Origin of the sequence: Burkholderia pyrrocinia, from assembly GCF_001028665.1 — a bacterium.
GTDB lineage: Bacteria > Pseudomonadota > Gammaproteobacteria > Burkholderiales > Burkholderiaceae > Burkholderia > Burkholderia pyrrocinia.
Genome location: NZ_CP011503.1, coordinates 3,338,244 through 3,354,952, shown reverse-complemented (window position 1 = coordinate 3,354,952; position 16,709 = coordinate 3,338,244). Strand labels below are relative to the sequence as shown.

17 protein-coding genes are annotated in these 16,709 nt (G+C 66.1%); 15 read left to right on the top strand and 2 right to left on the bottom strand.

All coding sequences use genetic code 11. The features are described 5' to 3' along the window. Position 1: 1 nt before the first annotated feature. The gene (locus tag ABD05_RS15260) at positions 2 to 856 is read right to left on the bottom strand and encodes an endonuclease/exonuclease/phosphatase family protein (protein WP_047900845.1); all 855 of its coding nucleotides are present in this window, start codon (positions 854 to 856) and stop codon (positions 2 to 4) included. Positions 857 to 1,019: 163 nt separating this feature from the next. Here ABD05_RS15260 and rlmD point away from each other — a divergent pair, with 163 nt between their 5' ends. Beyond that, a complete protein-coding gene (gene rlmD / locus ABD05_RS15255; protein WP_047900844.1) occupies positions 1,020 to 2,474 on the top strand; it encodes a 23S rRNA (uracil(1939)-C(5))-methyltransferase RlmD in 1,455 nt (484 codons plus the stop codon). A gap of 64 nt (positions 2,475 to 2,538) precedes the next feature. On the opposite strand, the gene ABD05_RS15250 is transcribed toward rlmD, so the two are convergent. After that, positions 2,539 to 3,237 carry a Bax inhibitor-1/YccA family protein gene (locus tag ABD05_RS15250; protein WP_006761414.1) on the bottom strand — a complete coding sequence of 233 codons (699 nt, stop codon included), beginning with the start codon at positions 3,235 to 3,237 and terminating at the stop codon, positions 2,539 to 2,541. 249 nt (positions 3,238 to 3,486) lie between these two features. On the opposite strand from ABD05_RS15250, the gene ndk reads away from it, so the two are divergent. From ndk to ABD05_RS15185, 14 genes are all read left to right on the top strand, one after another. Beyond that, positions 3,487 to 3,912 carry a nucleoside-diphosphate kinase gene (ndk, locus tag ABD05_RS15245; protein WP_047900843.1) on the top strand — a complete coding sequence of 142 codons (426 nt, stop codon included), beginning with the start codon at positions 3,487 to 3,489 and terminating at the stop codon, positions 3,910 to 3,912. A 55-nt stretch (positions 3,913 to 3,967) separates the two neighbouring features. Next, positions 3,968 to 5,107 (top strand): dual-specificity RNA methyltransferase RlmN, encoded by a 1,140-nt coding sequence (gene rlmN / locus ABD05_RS15240; RefSeq protein WP_047900842.1) that lies wholly within the window; start codon positions 3,968 to 3,970, stop codon positions 5,105 to 5,107. Positions 5,108 to 5,285: 178 nt separating this feature from the next. Then, positions 5,286 to 6,305 (top strand): helix-turn-helix domain-containing protein, encoded by a 1,020-nt coding sequence (locus ABD05_RS15235; RefSeq protein ID WP_047900841.1) that lies wholly within the window; start codon positions 5,286 to 5,288, stop codon positions 6,303 to 6,305. A gap of 112 nt (positions 6,306 to 6,417) precedes the next feature. After that, a complete protein-coding gene (gene ispG, locus ABD05_RS15230) occupies positions 6,418 to 7,725 on the top strand; it encodes a flavodoxin-dependent (E)-4-hydroxy-3-methylbut-2-enyl-diphosphate synthase (RefSeq protein ID WP_047901243.1) in 1,308 nt (435 codons plus the stop codon). 16 nt (positions 7,726 to 7,741) lie between these two features. Then, on the top strand, positions 7,742 to 9,082 hold the full coding sequence (gene hisS / locus ABD05_RS15225) for a histidine--tRNA ligase (protein ID WP_047900840.1): 1,341 nt from the start codon (positions 7,742 to 7,744) through the stop codon (positions 9,080 to 9,082). Between the two features lie 55 nt (positions 9,083 to 9,137). Continuing rightward, complete coding sequence (locus ABD05_RS15220; RefSeq protein ID WP_047900839.1) at positions 9,138 to 9,767, top strand: tetratricopeptide repeat protein; 630 nt, start codon at positions 9,138 to 9,140, stop codon at positions 9,765 to 9,767. Between the two features lie 41 nt (positions 9,768 to 9,808). Then, entirely contained in the window at positions 9,809 to 10,954 is a 1,146-nt protein-coding gene (gene bamB, locus ABD05_RS15215) for an outer membrane protein assembly factor BamB (protein WP_047900838.1), read from the top strand. Between the two features lie 12 nt (positions 10,955 to 10,966). Next, a complete protein-coding gene (locus tag ABD05_RS38935) occupies positions 10,967 to 11,131 on the top strand; it encodes a hypothetical protein (protein ID WP_238594082.1) in 165 nt (54 codons plus the stop codon). A 70-nt stretch (positions 11,132 to 11,201) separates the two neighbouring features. Beyond that, positions 11,202 to 12,539 carry a ribosome biogenesis GTPase Der gene (der, locus tag ABD05_RS15210; RefSeq protein WP_047900837.1) on the top strand — a complete coding sequence of 446 codons (1,338 nt, stop codon included), beginning with the start codon at positions 11,202 to 11,204 and terminating at the stop codon, positions 12,537 to 12,539. A 142-nt stretch (positions 12,540 to 12,681) separates the two neighbouring features. Then, positions 12,682 to 12,921, top strand: coding sequence for an RNA chaperone Hfq (gene hfq, locus ABD05_RS15205; RefSeq protein WP_047901242.1), 240 nt, complete (start codon positions 12,682 to 12,684; stop codon positions 12,919 to 12,921). Positions 12,922 to 12,993: 72 nt separating this feature from the next. Then, positions 12,994 to 14,157 (top strand): GTPase HflX, encoded by a 1,164-nt coding sequence (hflX, locus tag ABD05_RS15200; protein ID WP_175804800.1) that lies wholly within the window; start codon positions 12,994 to 12,996, stop codon positions 14,155 to 14,157. Positions 14,158 to 14,204: 47 nt separating this feature from the next. Further along, positions 14,205 to 15,545 carry an FtsH protease activity modulator HflK gene (hflK, locus tag ABD05_RS15195; protein ID WP_047900835.1) on the top strand — a complete coding sequence of 447 codons (1,341 nt, stop codon included), beginning with the start codon at positions 14,205 to 14,207 and terminating at the stop codon, positions 15,543 to 15,545. 15 nt (positions 15,546 to 15,560) lie between these two features. After that, positions 15,561 to 16,460 carry a protease modulator HflC gene (gene hflC / locus ABD05_RS15190; protein WP_047900834.1) on the top strand — a complete coding sequence of 300 codons (900 nt, stop codon included), beginning with the start codon at positions 15,561 to 15,563 and terminating at the stop codon, positions 16,458 to 16,460. A 36-nt stretch (positions 16,461 to 16,496) separates the two neighbouring features. Further along, complete coding sequence (locus tag ABD05_RS15185) at positions 16,497 to 16,688, top strand: DUF2065 domain-containing protein (protein ID WP_047900833.1); 192 nt, start codon at positions 16,497 to 16,499, stop codon at positions 16,686 to 16,688. Positions 16,689 to 16,709 lie beyond the last annotated feature (21 nt).

The following is a 16,709-nucleotide window of genomic DNA, read 5'->3' as shown; positions in this document are numbered from 1 at the left end:
ATCAAGCGAGTTCGAGCAGCACCGGCTGGTGATCCGATGCGCGCACGTCGCTGTCGATCTCGCACCGCGTGACGCGCGGCAGCAGCGTATCGGTCACGAACACGAAGTCGCACGCGAGCGGCCCCTCCGACCATTGCACCGTATCGTAGACGCCGGCCGTCGGTGGCGGCGTGCGGCCGGGATGCCGCGCGACCCATGCGTCGACCAAGCGCGGCGCGTCGGCGACCGGCTCCAGGAAGCGCCGGTACGCATCGCTGCCGAACGCGCTGTTGAAATCGCCGCAGACGATCGCGTCGCGCGGCTGGCCGGTCGCGCTGAACGGCCCTTCGGCGGTTTCGGCGGGCGCCGGCCGTTCCGCATGCGCGCAGGCCTCGCGATGTCGGTCGCGCAGCGCGTCGACCTGCGCAAGCCGCTGGCGCGCCGAATAGTATTCGAGGTGCGTGGTGACCACGCGCAGCGGGCCGAAAGGCGTCCGCAGCTCGACGTCGAGCGCGACGCGCGGCATCGATGGCGCGCCGGCGTCGGCCGGCCACGGCAGCAGCTGGCGCAGCACGCGCCCGACCGGCAGCCGGGTCGCGATCGCGTTGCCGAACTGGCGGCGCGGTGCGCCGGGTTCGATGGCCGGCAGATCCGCGCCGATCGCTTCGACGATCGTGTAGCCGGGCAGCAGCGCCGCGAGTTCGGCGAACTGGTCGGGGCCGGGCCGGCCGGGCAGTGCGCCGAAGCCGCGCGTGACCTCCTGCAGACACAGCACGTCGAAATCGCCGAGCCGGCGGATTGTCGCGACGGTACGCGAAAGGTCGACAACGCCGCCGGCGTCCCGACCCCATTGGATGTTCCAGTCGATCAACTGCATGGTCGAATCTCCTGCCGGGTGGATTTCGGGTTGCCGGCGTCTCCTGACTGGTTTCGCAGCCGACCGGCTGCGGGGCGTTCCTGAGCTACCTGCCTGCCCGCTCCGGTGCAACGCAGGGCCGTCTATGCTTAAGTGTCGGCACTTGCCCCATGCAAAGAGGCCAATGCGGGCCTGCGTCGTCTACAATCTCGCCTTCTTCAACGTTTGTCAGGAAAAGCTGGTGTCCGAAGCCGTCCCCACTTCTGTGCGCAAATCGAAAAATGCGCCCGTCGCGCCCGGGATCGCCCCGGTTCTCGAGATCGAATCGCTCGACATGGAAGCGCGCGGTGTCGGCCGCACGATGACCGAGGACGGCGAGCCGGGCAAGGTCATCTTCGTCGAGGGTGCGCTGCCGGGCGAACGCGTGACCTATTCGAGCTACCGCCGCAAGCCGAGCTACGAGCAGGCGACGGTTGTCGACATTCTGCGCCCGAGCGTGATGCGCACGCAGCCGAAATGCAAGTTCTTCGGCACCTGCGGCGGCTGCTCGATGCAGCATCTCGACATGCGCGCGCAGGTGGCGGTCAAGCAGCGTGTGCTCGAAGACAACCTGTGGCACCTGGCGAAGCTGCGTGCGGAAACGATGTTCGCGCCTATCCATGGCCCGTCGTGGGGCTATCGCTACCGTGCGCGCCTGACCGTGCGCAACGTCGCGAAGAAGGGCGGCGTGCTGGTCGGGTTCCACGAGAAGAAGAGCAGCTATGTCGCCGACATGACGAGCTGCGAAGTGCTGCCGCCGCACGTGTCGGCGATGCTCGTGCCGCTGCGCCGGCTCGTCGAGGGGCTGTCGATTCGCGATCGGATGCCGCAGATCGAGCTCGCGGTCGGCTCGGAGGTCACCGCGCTCGTGCTGCGCGTGCTGGAGCCGATCAACGCGGACGACGAAGCGTTGCTGCGCGCATTCGCGGACGAACACAAGGTGCAGTTCTGGCTGCAGCCGAAGGGCCCCGACACGGTGACGCCGTTCTATCCGCTCGACGTGTCGCTCGACTACACGCTGCCGGAGTTCGGCATCCGCATGCCGTTCAAGCCGACCGACTTCACGCAGGTCAACCATCAGATCAACCGCGTGCTGGTGGGTCGCGCGCTGCGCCTGCTCGCGCCGTCGCGCGACGACCGCGTGCTCGACCTGTTCTGCGGGATCGGCAACTTCACGCTGCCGCTCGCGCGGCTGTCGCGCGAAGTGATGGGCATCGAGGGCAGCGACACGCTGACGACGCGCGCGCTTGCGAACGCGCGCGAGAACGGTGTCGACGGCCACACGACGTTCGCGTGCCGGAACCTGTTCGAAGTGACGGGCGACGACATCCGTGCGCTCGGCGCATTCGACAAGTTCCTGATCGATCCGCCGCGCGAAGGCGCGCTCGCGGTGTCGAAGGCGCTGGCCGAGATTGCGCAAAGCGGCGAAGGCCCGCTGCCGAAGCGGATCGTCTACGTGTCGTGCAACCCGTCGACGCTTGCGCGCGACGCGGGCCTGCTCGTGCACGAGGCGGGCTACCGGCTGAAGGGCGCCGGAGTTGTGAACATGTTCCCGAACACGTCGCACGTCGAATCGATCGCGCTGTTCGAGCGCGACTGAGCCGGGCGGCGGACGTAAAAAAAACCGGCCCGAGGGCCGGTTTTTTCGTGGTGCGTGGCGAACGTCAGTTGCGGTTGCCGCCGAAGATGCCGAGCAGCGCGAGCAGGTTCGTGAACACGTTGTACAGGTCGAGGTAGATCGCGAGCGTCGCCGAGATGTAGTTCGTCTCGCCGCCGTTTACGACGCGCTGGACGTCGAACAGCATGTACGCGGAGAAGATCGCGATCGCGAGCACCGACACGGTGAGCATCAGTGCCGGCAGTTGCAGGAAGATGTTCGCGACCGACGCGAGCAGGATCACGATCACGCCCATGAACAACCACTTGCCGAGCCCCGAGAAGTCGCGCTTGCTGACGGTGGCGATCGTCGCCATCGCGGCGAAGATGATGCCGGTGCCGCCGAACGCGAGCATGATCAGCGACGGGCCGTTCGAGAAACCGAGGATGAAGCTCAGCAGCCGCGACAGCATCAGGCCCATGAAGAACGTGAAGCCGAGCAGCACGAACACGCCGGCCGCGCTGTTTTTCGTCCGCTCGATCGCGAACATGAAGCCGAACGCGATCGCGAAGAACGCAAGCAGGCTCATCATCGGGCTCGTGGCCGCGAACAGCGAGAAGCCCGTCGCGACGCCGACCCAGGCGCCCAGCACGGTCGGCACCATCGACAGCGCGAGCAGCCAGTACGTGTTCCGCAGCACGCGGTTGCGAACCTCGGCGGTGCTGACGGAACCGCCGCGGCCGAAATTGTACGGATAGTCGTTCATGGTTTCTCCTAACATTGAACGCGTGGGCGTCCGGGGCCGGCTCGGCGCGCGCGGTGTGCGGCGCAGCAAACCGGAGCAGCTATGGCTAAGATACGTTCCGCGTCGCGAGGTTTCAATGGCTGCGCGGCGCAAAACATATGGATTCGGAACCTTTCACGTGTGTAAGGGTTCAATCGCAATGATACACGGGATCGTGCTACAATAGCGGATTCATTTGAACCTGTAACTTCTTAATTTCTTGGAGTTTTTATGGCAATCGAGCGCACCCTGTCGATCATCAAGCCGGATGCGGTGGCAAAGAACGTGATCGGCCAGATCTACAGCCGTTTCGAAGGCGCCGGCCTGAAGATCGTCGCATCGCGCATGGCGCACCTGTCGCGTGCTGACGCAGAGAAGTTCTACGCGGTTCACGCAGCGCGTCCGTTCTTCAAGGATCTCGTCGATTTCATGATCTCGGGCCCGGTGATGATCCAGGTTCTGGAAGGTGAAGGCGCAATCCTGAAGAACCGCGACCTGATGGGCGCAACGGATCCGAAGAAGGCGGAACAGGGCACGATCCGCGCCGACTTCGCGGACAGCATCGACGCGAACGCGGTGCACGGCTCGGACGCAGCGGAAACGGCTGCCGTCGAAGTCGCGTTCTTCTTCCCGGAAATGAACGTTTACTCGCGTTAAGCCCTGGCTGACAGCAAGTAGGCAGGATTCAGCGCACGCGGCAAGGCAGCACATCATGACGAGCGAAACTTCCGTCAATCTTCTCGACTTCGATGCCGAGGGTCTTGTCGCGTACTGCGGCAGCCTCGGCGAGAAGCCGTTCCGCGCCAAGCAGTTGCAGCGCTGGATCCACCAGTACAACGCCGGCGATTTCGACGGCATGACCGATCTCGCGAAGTCCCTGAGAGAAAAGCTCAAGGGCCGCGCGTCGATCGTGATGCCGGATATCGCCAGCGATCACGTTTCCACCGACGGCACGCGCAAGTGGCTGATCGACGTCGGAAACGGCAATGCGGTCGAAACCGTGTTCATCCCGGAAGAGACGCGCGGCACGCTGTGCGTATCGTCGCAGGCCGGGTGTGCGGTCAACTGCCGCTTCTGTTCGACGGGCAAGCAGGGCTTTTCCCGCAACCTGTCGACAGCCGAAATCATCGGCCAGCTACGGATGGCCGAATTTGCGTTGCGAGCGTCGCTGGGCCGCGCGCCCGGCCCGAACGGCAAGGCCGAACGGGTCGTCACCAACGTGGTGATGATGGGCATGGGCGAGCCGCTCCTGAATTACAGCGCGGTCGTGCCCGCGATGCGGCTGATGCTCGACGACAACGCGTACGGCCTGTCGCGCCGCCGCGTCACGCTGTCGACGTCCGGCGTGGTGCCGATGATGGATCGCCTCGGCGCCGAGCTGCCGGTCGCGCTGGCCGTTTCGCTGCATGCGCCGAACGATGCGCTGCGCGACGAGCTGGTGCCGCTCAACAAGAAGTATCCGCTTCGCGAGCTGATGGCTGCGTGCCAGCGCTATCTGAAAGTCGCGCCGCGCGACTTCATTACTTTCGAATACTGCATGCTGGACGGCGTCAACGACACCGAAGCGCATGCGCGCGAACTGCTGGCCGTCACGCGCGACGTGCCGTGCAAGTTCAATCTGATCCCGTTCAATCCGTTTCCGGAATCGGGCCTCATCCGCTCGAAGCCTGAGCAGATCAAGCGCTTTGCACAGATCCTCATCGACGCGGGTGTCGTCACGACCGTGCGCAAGACGCGCGGCGACGATATCGATGCCGCGTGCGGCCAGTTGGCCGGCGCGGTGAAGGACCGCACGCGCCTCGCGGAACGAACGGGCGCAGCAGCAAAAATCATCGAAGTTCGGGCGATTTGACGGGGACGCCTAGTCGGGGGTGCCCGTCCGGGGATGCCCGAACCTATTGGCAGTACAACACGCGAATAGCGATCGGTCGCGGCGCCACGGCGCCGCGCATGGTATGAACAGTTGCGGGTGCCGGCCGGCGGGAGCCGGCGGCGGCCGCCAGTGAAGAAGAATCGACGCGAGGACAAGGATGAGTGAGCCGCAGCCGACTAACGGCGCAGAGACGAATGCCGCGAAGCCGGCACCGGCGGGACTGGAATCGCTGGCGGCAGTCGGCAGCCGGCTGGCGCAGCTTCGGGAGACGAAGGGCTGGACGGTCGACGACGTATCGGCGCGACTCAAGGTCGCACCGCAGAAGCTCCGGGCGCTCGAGGCCGGCGACATCAGCCATTTGCCTGGCGCGACGTTCGCGCTCGGTGTCGTGCGCAGCTACGCAAAGATGCTCGGCGTCGATCCGGAACCGTTCGCGCAGGCGTTGCGCCGTGAGCGCGGGGTGCCGGAAGTCGATCTGTCGATGCCCGCATCATCGGGGACGGATCTGCCGCGCGGCCGCGTGTCGATTCCGCTGGGCGGTTCGTCGCGCCACCACCCGTGGCTGTGGGGGACGGCGATCGTCGTCGTCGCGGTGGTTGCCGTACTGATGTGGCACACTGGCGGCGATTCGTCGAGCCTGCTCGCGCGCTTCAAGGGCAGCGACGCGGAGCATGCGTCGGCCGCAAGCGCACCGGCGGCATCCTCGTCGTCCGTCGACGAGGCGGCCGCGAGCGGCGCGTCGACCGTAGCCGCCAATGAGATTTCGGCCCCGGCCGCTGCGTCTGCCGCCCCGGCGCAGGCGATTGCGTCCGCTGTCCCGGCGCCTGCGGCACCGGTCGCGACGGCGGCTGCATCGCAGCCTGTCGTGGCAACGGCGGCGGCGAGTGCCGCTGCGCCGGCCGAGCCGGCGAGCGTCGTGGTCGCGGCAGGCCAGTCGATGGTCGAACTGAAGGTCAAGCAGGATTGCTGGTTCAGCGTGCGCGACAAGAACGGCAAGGAGCTGTTCTCGGCGCTGGTGCGGGCCGGCGAGACGAAGCAGGTCGCCGGCGACGGGCCGTTCAAGGTCACGATCGGCAACAAGGCAGGCCTCGACGCGGTTGCGTTCGACGGAAAACCTGTCGATCCGGCAAAATATTCGGCAGCGCGGGGTAATGTGGCGCGGTTCACGTTGCCCTGACGTCAAGCGCCGTGGCGAAGGCCTGTCGTCGATATCGACAGGCCGTGAGGACACGGCGCTTTTTCAATTCATGCGCCGCGTCGCGGCGCATTCCGCGTAAATGGATCTATCGATGCAATCCGAAGCTCAATCCCCACGCAGCAGTCAGATTTGTTCAACCGAACCGGTGTTCGGCGGGCATCAGCCCCGCCGCGTGTCGCATGCGGTGGATGTCCGCTGGGGCGGGCAGCTCGTGACGATCGGCGGCGACGCGCCGGTGCGCGTGCAGTCGATGACGAATACCGACACGGCCGACGCGATCGGCACCGCAATCCAGATCAAGGAACTCGCGAACGCGGGCTCCGAACTGGTGCGCATCACGGTCAACACGCCCGAGGCCGCGGCCGCCGTGCCGGCGGTCCGCGAGCAGCTCGACCGGATGGGCGTGACCGTGCCGCTCGTCGGCGATTTCCACTACAACGGCCACCTGCTGCTGCGCGACTACCCGGGCTGCGCGGAGTCGCTGTCGAAGTACCGGATCAACCCCGGCAACGTCGGTCAGGGTGCGAAGCGCGATACGCAGTTCGCGCAGATGATCGAAGCCGCGGCCAAGTACGACAAGCCCGTGCGGATCGGCGTGAACTGGGGCAGTCTCGACCAGGACCTGCTCGCGCGCATGATGGACGAGAACGGCGCGCGCTCGCAGCCGTGGGACGCGCAAAGCGTGATGTACGAGGCGCTGATCCAGTCGGCGATCGGCTCGGCCGAGCGTGCAGTCGAGCTGGGTCTCGGCCGCGATCGCATCGTGCTGTCGTGCAAGGTCAGCGGCGTGCAGGACCTGATCGCCGTATACCGCGAACTCGGCCGCCGCTGCGGCTTTGCGCTGCACCTGGGGCTGACCGAGGCCGGCATGGGCTCGAAGGGCATCGTCGCATCGACGGCCGCGCTCGGCGTGCTGCTGCAGGAAGGGATCGGCGACACGATCCGCATCTCGCTGACGCCGGAACCGGGCGCGTCGCGCACGGGCGAGGTGATCGTCGGCCAGGAAATCCTCCAGACGATGGGCCTGCGCTCGTTCGCGCCGATGGTGATCGCGTGCCCGGGCTGCGGCCGGACGACGAGCACGCTGTTCCAGGAGCTCGCGATGCAGATCCAGACCTACCTGCGCGAGCAGATGCCGGCCTGGCGCAAGGAGTATCCGGGCGTCGAGAAGATGAACGTCGCGGTGATGGGTTGCATCGTCAACGGCCCGGGCGAATCGAAGCACGCGAACATCGGCATCAGCCTGCCGGGTTCGGGCGAAAACCCGGCCGCGCCCGTCTTCATCGACGGCGAGAAGGTCAAGACGCTGCGCGGCGAGCGGATCGCCGAGGAATTCCAGCAGATCGTCAGCGACTACGTCGCACGCAACTATGGCCGCGCCGACGCGGCCGTGAACTAATTCGTCCACACACACGATGACTGAACAGAAACGCAAGATCGAGAAGCTCACCGGCGTCAAGGGCATGAACGACATCCTTCCGCAGGATGCCGGCCTGTGGGAATTCTTCGAAGCCACCGTGAAATCGCTGCTGCGCGCGTACGGCTACCAGAACATCCGCACGCCGATCGTCGAAAACACGCAGCTCTTCACGCGCGGCATCGGCGAAGTCACGGACATCGTCGAGAAGGAGATGTACAGCTTCACCGATGCGCTGAACGGCGAGAACCTGACGATGCGCCCGGAAAACACCGCGGCCGTCGTGCGCGCGTCGATCGAGCACAACATGCTGTACGACGGCCCGAAGCGCCTGTGGTACATCGGCCCGATGTTCCGTCACGAGCGTCCGCAGCGCGGCCGCTACCGCCAGTTCCACCAGGTCGGCGTCGAGGCGCTCGGCTTCGCGGGCCCCGATGCGGATGCCGAGATCATCATGATGTGCCAGCGCCTGTGGGACGACCTCGGCCTGACCGGCATCAAGCTCGAGATCAACTCGCTCGGCCTCGCCGAAGAGCGCGCCGCGCACCGCGTCGAACTGATCAAGTACCTCGAGCAGTTTGCCGACGTGCTCGACGAGGACGCGAAGCGCCGCCTGTATACGAACCCGCTGCGCGTGCTCGACACGAAGAATCCCGCGTTGCAGGAGATCGCGCAGAACGCGCCGAAGCTGATCGACTTCCTCGGCGACGAATCGCGCGCGCACTTCGAAGGGCTGCAGCGCCTGCTGCTCGCGAACAACATTCCGTTCAAGATCAACCCGCGTCTCGTGCGCGGCCTCGACTACTACAACCTGACCGTGTTCGAGTGGGTGACCGACAAGCTCGGCGCGCAGGGTACGGTCGCGGCCGGCGGTCGCTACGATCCGCTGATCGAGCAGCTCGGCGGCAAGCCGACCGCCGCGTGCGGCTGGGCGATGGGTATCGAGCGCATCCTCGAACTGCTGAAGGAAGAGGATCTGGCGCCGGAGCAGGAAGGTGTCGACGTGTACGTCGTGCACCAGGGCGAGACCGCACGCGAACAGGCGTTCATCGCGGCCGAGCGCCTGCGCGACACGGGTCTCGACGTGATCTTCCACTGCAGCGCCGACGGCGCGCCGGCGAGCTTCAAGTCGCAGATGAAGCGGGCCGATGCAAGCGGCGCGGCATTCGCGGTGATCTTCGGCGAAGAAGAGGTCGCGAACGGCACGGTGGGCGTGAAAGCACTGCGCGGTGCGGCCGAAGACGGGGAAAAGAACGTTCAGCAGACCGTACCGGTCGAAAGCTTGACCGAATTCCTAATCAATGCGATGGTTGCATCCGCCGAAGACGGCGACGACTGATCGCGCCGGCAATCGCTCGACTAGAAAGGCCTGAACAGGAAGGAATCGCTCGCCGATGAGTTATCACGACGAACAAGAATCGATTGAAAGTCTCAAGGCGTGGTGGGCCCGCTGGGGCAACCTCACCACGTGGATCGTGCTCGCGGCGCTCGTCGTCGCGGCCGGTTTCAACGGCTGGAACTACTGGCAGCGCCGTCAGGCTGCCGAGGCGTCCGGGCTGTACGAGCAGGTCCAGAAGGCCGCCGCCGCGAACGACAAGGCGACGATGGCCCGCGCGGCCGCCGACATGGAAGACAAGTTCGGCAGCACGCCGTATGCGCAGATGACGGCGCTCGCGGCCGCGAAGGTGCTGTACGCGGCCGGCGACGCCGCAGGTGCGAAGACGCAGCTGCAATGGGCCGTCGATCACGCCAAGGATGACGAGTACAAGCAGATCGCGAAGCTGCGTCTCGCGTCGCTGCTGCTCGACGAGAAGGCGTACGACGCGGGCCTCGCGCTGCTGTCGGGTACGCCGCTCGATGCATTCAAGGGCCTCGTGGCCGATCGCCGCGGCGATCTGCTTGCCGCGCAAGGCAAGACCGACGACGCGCGCGCCGCTTACAAGCTCGCGCTCGACGGCCTGTCGAAGGACGACCAGTCCGCGCGCCAGCTCGTGCAGTTCAAGCTGGACGCGCTCGGCGGCTGAACCCCGGCCCCCTCAACCTCTTAACTCTGCTTCGCTAACCGATGAATTTGCTGAAACGTTACGCTGTGCCCGTTGCCTGCGCGGCGGCTGTCCTGGCATTGGCGGCCTGCTCGTCGTCGAAGGATGCGCGCCGCGTGCCGACGCCGCTCACCGAGTTCAAGTCCGTGATGGACGTGCAACAGGTCTGGAAGGCAAGCGTCGGCAAGGGCGGACGCTACCTGTTCTCGCCGGTTGCCGTGGGCGACGCCGTCTACGCGGCGGGCGAAAACGGTTCGGTCGAGAAGATCGACGCGAAGACGGGCCAGACGATCTGGCGCTCGAAGGTCGGTTCGGACCTGTCGGCCGGTGTCGGCAGCGACGGCAACCTGACCGCGGTCGGCGCGCTGAAGGGCGGCGTGTTCGTGCTGGGTCCGGACGGCAAGCAACTGTGGAAGACCAGCGTGCAGGGCGAGATCTTCTCGCCGCCGCTCGTCGGCAACGGCCTCGTGGTCGTCCGCACGATCGACGGCCAGGTGATCGCGTTCAACGCGCAGACGGGCGAGCAGAAGTGGAACTACCGCAACCGCGCGGTGCCGCTGAACCTGCGCGTGTCGGCCGGCATGACGTTCGCGGGAGATGCGGCGGTGCTGGCGGGCTTCCCGGGCGGCGGTCTCGTCGCGATCAACCTGCAGACGGGCGAGCCGTTCTGGCAGACGCCCGTGTCGTTCCCGAAGGGTGTGACCGAGGTCGAGCGCATCAACGACGTCAGCGGTCCGCCGACGCTCGTGGGCGCCGAAGCCTGCGCGGTGACCTTCCAGGGTCAGCTCGGTTGTTTCGATGCGAACTCGGGCCGCCCGCTGTGGGAAAAGGCGTTCTCGAGCCGCAGCGGCCTCGCACAGGACGACTCGGTGGTCGCCGGCGGCGACGACTGGTCGGTCGTGACGGCGTACGACGCGGCCTCGGGCAACCAGCTCTGGCGCAACGACAAGCTGAAGAGCCGCGACGTCGGCGTGCCTTACCTGCTCGGGCATGCGGTCGTGATGGGCGACTACCAGGGCGTCGTGCACTTCCTGTCGCGCGAAGACGGCAGCTTCATCGCGCGGATGAAGACCGACGGCAGCGCGATTACGGCGGCACCGGTTCTCGCGGGCAATACGCTCGTCGTGCAGACGAAGGACGGCGGCCTGTACGGGTTCCGTCCGCGCTGACGAGCAGGAAACATGCGCAGCCGCGGCGCGGCGGGTTTGTCCCGCTCGCCCCGGCCGCGCGACATGAAGGCGGCCGGTGTTCCCGGCCGCTCGGTATTTGAAAGGCAGTTCGAGACGAAAGACGACGGCGCGCAACGCGCGCCCGGCGCGCGCATCCGGCGCTGCGCGAATTCGTGATATTTTCATTCAGCGCAGCCGCCCGCAGCAGCGGGCCTCCCGCTGCTGCGCTTCACCGTAGAAAACACAGATGAAACCGGTCATTGCCCTAGTTGGGCGCCCCAATGTGGGGAAATCCACGCTGTTCAACCGGCTCACGCGCTCGCGCGATGCGCTGGTTGCCGACTTGCCGGGCCTGACGCGAGATCGCCATTACGGCGAAGGGCGCGTCGGCGAGCGGCCGTACCTGGTCGTCGATACGGGCGGCTTCGAACCCGTCGCGAAGGACGGCATCCTGCACGAAATGGCGCGCCAGACGCGGCAGGCGGTCGAGGAAGCCGACGTCGTCGTGTTCATCGTCGACGGCCGCAACGGGCTCGCGCCGCAGGACAAGTCGATCGCCGACTACCTGCGCAAGACCGGCCGGCCGATCTTCCTCGTCGTCAACAAGGCCGAGGGGATGAAGTACACGGCGGTCGCGACGGACTTCTACGAGCTCGGGCTCGGCGATCCGCGCGCGATCTCGGCCGCGCACGGCGACGGCGTGACCGACATGATCAACGAGGCGCTGGAAGTCGCGTACGCGGACCAGCCGGAAGAGGAAGACGACAACGACCCGTCGCGCGGCATCAAGATCGCGATCGTCGGCCGTCCGAACGTCGGCAAGTCGACGCTCGTGAACGCGCTGATCGGCGAGGATCGCGTGATCGCGTTCGACATGCCGGGCACGACGCGCGACTCGATCTACGTCGACTTCGAGCGTAACGGCAAGAAATACACGCTGATCGACACGGCCGGCCTGCGGCGCCGCGGCAAGGTCTTCGAAGCGATCGAGAAGTTCTCGGTCGTGAAGACGCTGCAGTCGATCTCCGACGCGAACGTCGTCATTCTTCTGCTGGATGCGCAGCAGGACATCTCCGACCAGGACGCGCACATTGCCGGCTTCGTCGTCGAGCAGGGCCGTGCGCTCGTGATCGGCGTCAACAAGTGGGACGGGCTCGACGACCACGCGCGCGATCGTGCGAAAGCGGATTTGACCCGCAAGCTGAAATTCCTCGACTTCGCGAAATCGCACTTCATTTCGGCTGCGAAGAAGACGGGCATCGGCACACTGATGCGCTCGGTCGACGACGCGTATGCGGCGGCGATGGCGAAGCTGCCGACGCCGAAGCTCACGCGTGCGCTGATCGAGGCCGTCGAATTCCAGCAGCCGCGCCGTCGCGGCCCGGTGCGTCCGAAGCTGCGCTACGCGCACCAGGGCGGCCAGAATCCGCCGATCATCGTCATCCACGGCAACGCGCTCGACGCCGTGACGGAAACGTACAAGCGCTACCTGGAAAACCGGTTCCGCGAAACTTTCTCGCTGACCGGGACTCCATTGCGCATAGAGTTCCGTTCGTCGAACAACCCGTACGCGGACAAGGGCTGAAGCACGCCCCGCAACGGATAGGCCGCAAGGCCTATGCCCGGGGTGGGGCAGGCAAAATCGGCTATAGTGTAGCGATTGGCGCCGGATCTCTTTTTCTTCGTCGCCAATCCAGATCAACCTGCAAAAAAAGATGGAGTACGCCATGAGCAACAAAGGGCAATTGTTACAAGACCCGTTTTTGAACGCACTGCGCAAAGAGCACGTTCCCGTTTCGATCTACCTCGTCAATGGCATCAAGCTCCAAGGGAACATTGAATCGTTCGACCAGTACGTCGTGTTGCTCCGTAATACGGTGACCCAGATGGTCTACAAGCACGCCATCTCGACGGTCGTGCCGGCGCGCCCGGTGAATTTCCACCCGGACGCGGAAGCTACGTCCTAACCTATTGCAGCGGCCGGCATCCGGTCGCCGCGAGCGACCGATGCCAGCCGCCTTATCTTGACACCCGATAATTTGATCAACGCAGCGCTCGTCGGCATCGATTTCGGCAAGACCGATTTCGAAGCCAGTCTCGAAGAACTCAGTCTTCTCGCCTCCAGCGCGGGGGCCCGTCCCGCCGTCACCCTCACCGGGCGTCGCGCCAGTCCCGATGCCGCGATGTTCATCGGCAGCGGCAAAGCCGAAGAACTGCGGCTTGCCTGCGACGCGCACAACGTCGAAATCGTCATCTTCAACCACGCACTGGCGCCGGCCCAGCAACGCAATCTGGAGCGGGCGCTTAACAGGCGGGTCGTCGATCGCACGAGCCTCATCCTCGACATCTTTGCGCAGCGCGCCCGCAGCCACGAAGGCAAGCTGCAGGTCGAGCTCGCGCAGCTTCAATACCTGTCGACGCGGCTCATTCGTGCATGGACCCACCTCGAACGGCAAAAGGGTGGTATCGGCCTGCGCGGCCCCGGCGAAACCCAGCTCGAAACCGACCGCCGGCTGATCGGCGAGCGCATCAAGATGCTGAAGTCGCGGCTCGACCGGCTGCGCCGGCAACACAGCACGCAACGCCGGCAGCGCGCGCGCAGCGGCACGATGTCGGTGTCGCTCGTCGGCTATACGAACGCGGGCAAGTCGACGCTGTTCAATGCGCTGACGAAAGCGCAGGCCTACGCGGCCGACCAGCTGTTCGCGACGCTCGACACGACGTCGCGGCGCGTCTACCTCGGCGACGAGGTCGGCCAGATCGTCGTGTCGGATACGGTCGGGTTCATCCGCGAGCTGCCTCACCAACTCGTCGCGGCGTTCCGCGCGACCCTCGAGGAAACGATCCACGCCGATCTGCTGCTGCACGTGGTCGATGCGTCGAGCGCGGTCAGGCTCGAGCAGATCGAGCAGGTCAACGGCGTGTTGCACGAGATCGGCGCGGACACGATCCGACAGGTGCTGGTGTTCAACAAGATTGATGCCGTGCCCGAGCTGGCGGCCCGCGGCGACGCGGTCGAGCGGGACGAGTATGGTAATATTTCGCGCGTCTTTTTGAGCGCGCGCACCGGTCAGGGTCTTGACGCGTTGCGCGCCGCCATCGCCGAGATCGCCTCCGCGGAACACCTTTCCAGTGCGATGCCGCTTGACGGCGCGTCCGTTGAACCACACGAAGACCGCACGATTTCCGAACACGGGCGCTAACCGGTCCCGGCCGGTTCGCCGGCGTCTAATCTGGTGAACAAACTCTGGTGAACGAATACAACGAGCGGAGTACCTGGCGGCGGATGCGCGCCTTGCTGTCGAGCAACGATCCCCGCTGGGGACGCGGCGAGGGCAATGGCAAAGACGGATCCCGTCCCCGTGCGAACGAATCGAAGCGTCCGCAAGGCGGCGACGGCGAAGGTCCGCCCGATCTCGACGAGATGTGGCGCAACTTCAACCGGCGCCTGAGCGGCCTTTTCGGCGGCAAGGGCGGCAACGGCTTCCGTCCTGACAACGGCCGGGCGGCGCGGGTCGGCGTCGGCATCGTGATCGGCGTGCTGGTCGCGGTCTACGCGGGCAGCGGGCTGTTCGTCGTGCAGGAAGGCCAGACGGGCGTCGTGCTGCAGTTCGGCAAGCTGTCGGGCACGGTCGGCCAGGGCGTGCACTGGCGCGCGCCGTATCCGTTCGCGTCGCACGAGATCGTCGATACGTCGCAGGTCCGCTCGATCGAGATCGGCCGCAACAACGTCGTGCGTCTCGCGAACGTGAAGGAAGCGGCGATGCTGACGCGCGATGCCGACATCGTCGACGTGCGCTTCGTCGTCCAGTACCGGATCCGTTCCGCAACCGATTACCTGTTCCGCAGCGTCGATCCCGAGCGCAGCGTGTCGCAGGCCGCGCAGGCCGCGGTGCGTGCGATCGTCGGTACGCGCAGCGCGGCCGACGTGCTGAACCAGGACCGCGACGCGCTGCGCGAGCAGCTTTCCACCGCGATCCAGCGCGATCTCGATCGTTACCAGTCGGGGCTCGAGGTGACGGCCGTCACGATGCAGAGTGTCGCGGCGCCCGAGCAGACGCAGGCCGCCTACGGTGAAGTCGCGAAGGCGCGCGACGAGCGCGAGGCTGCGAAGCGCGCCGCGCAGGCGTACGCAAGCGACCTGCTGCCGAAGGCGCAGGGCGATGCCGCGAAGCTCGTCGACGAAGCGAAGGCGTATTCCGATCGCGTGGTCACGGAAGCCGAAGGCGATGCCGATCGCTTCAAGCAGGTCTACGCGCAGTACTCGAAGGCGCCGGCGGTGATCCGCGAGCGGATGTACCTCGAGACGATGCAGGAAATCTATTCGAACGCGACGAAGGTGTTCGTCGGCAACAAGGGCGGCAACAGCGTCGTGTACCTGCCGCTCGACAAGCTCGTCGAGCAGGGGCGACAAAACGCCGCGACGTCCACCGGCGCAACCGCGCCCGATGCGGCGTCGGCACCGGCGGCCGTCGCGCCGGCGGCAGCCGTACCCGCGAGCGCGGCACCGGCCGCCGCGGCGTCGAGCACCGACGTGCTGCGATCGCGTGAAGCGTTCCGCAGCCGGTCGCGTGAAGACGATGTGAAGTAACGGGGAGCGCAGAACATGAACCGAATCATTGCGCTTGTCGTCGCAATCGTGATCGTTGCCTTTGCGGCGTCCTCGACGGTCCTGACCGTCGATCCGCGCCATACGGCCGTGTTGTCCGGCCGCGACGGCGCGCAGCCCGAACTCGCCGGGCCCGGCATCCATTTCAAGCTGCCGCCGCCGCTGCAGACGGCCACGTTGATCGACACGCGCCTGCAATCGCTCGAGTCGTCCGATCCGCTGCAACTGGCAACGGAAGACAAGCACGACCTGCTCGTCGCGTATGCGGTGAAGTACCGGATCAGCGATCCGCTGAAATATTTCACGGCGACGGGCGGCGACCCGGCGGCAGCCACCGAACGCCTGGCCGGCGCGCTGAAGAGCGCGCTCGGCGACGCATTCGGCAAGCGTGCGCTCGACGACGCCCTCGGCGGTCAGCGCGCGATCGCCGATGCGGCCCGCGATGCGGCGAAGGCGAAGGCGTCCGGTTTCGGCGTCGACGTGGTCGACGTCCAGTTGACGCGCGTCGACTTGCCGGCCGCGCAGACGGATGCCGTCTATCAGCGGATGATCGGCGCGCTGCGCGAGCAGGCGGCGCAGGTGCGTGCGGAAGGCGCGGCTGATGTCGAGCAGATCAAGGCCGAAGCGGAACGCGAACAGCAGGCCGTGCTCGCGAACGCGTACAAATCCGCGCAGACGATCAAGGGCGAGGGCGACGCGAAGGCCGCGACGATCGCCGCCGATGCGTTCGGCCGCGATCCGCAGTTCTATCAGTTCTACGCGAGCCTGCAGGCCTACCGGAACACGTTCAAGCGGAACGACATCATCGTCGTCGATCCCGACAGCGAGTTCTTCCGCTTCATGCGCAGCCCGACGGGCGGTGCCGCACCGGCGGCGCCTGCTCCCCGCAAACATTGACCTTGGGGCGCCGCGTCGAGCGGCGCCGTCGCTCGCATGGACCTGGCTGGCTCGTTGTTGCTCGCAGTAGCGCTGATGCTGATCATCGAGGGGGCGTTCCCCTTCGTGTTTCCCGTCGCCTGGCGCGACACGTTTCGTAGAATAGCTGAGCGGCCGCCGCATCATATCCGGATCGGCGGGCTGATCGTGATGGTGCTCGGGCTCGTGCTGCTGCTGATCGCCACCTGACCGGCACCTGATCCGGACGGC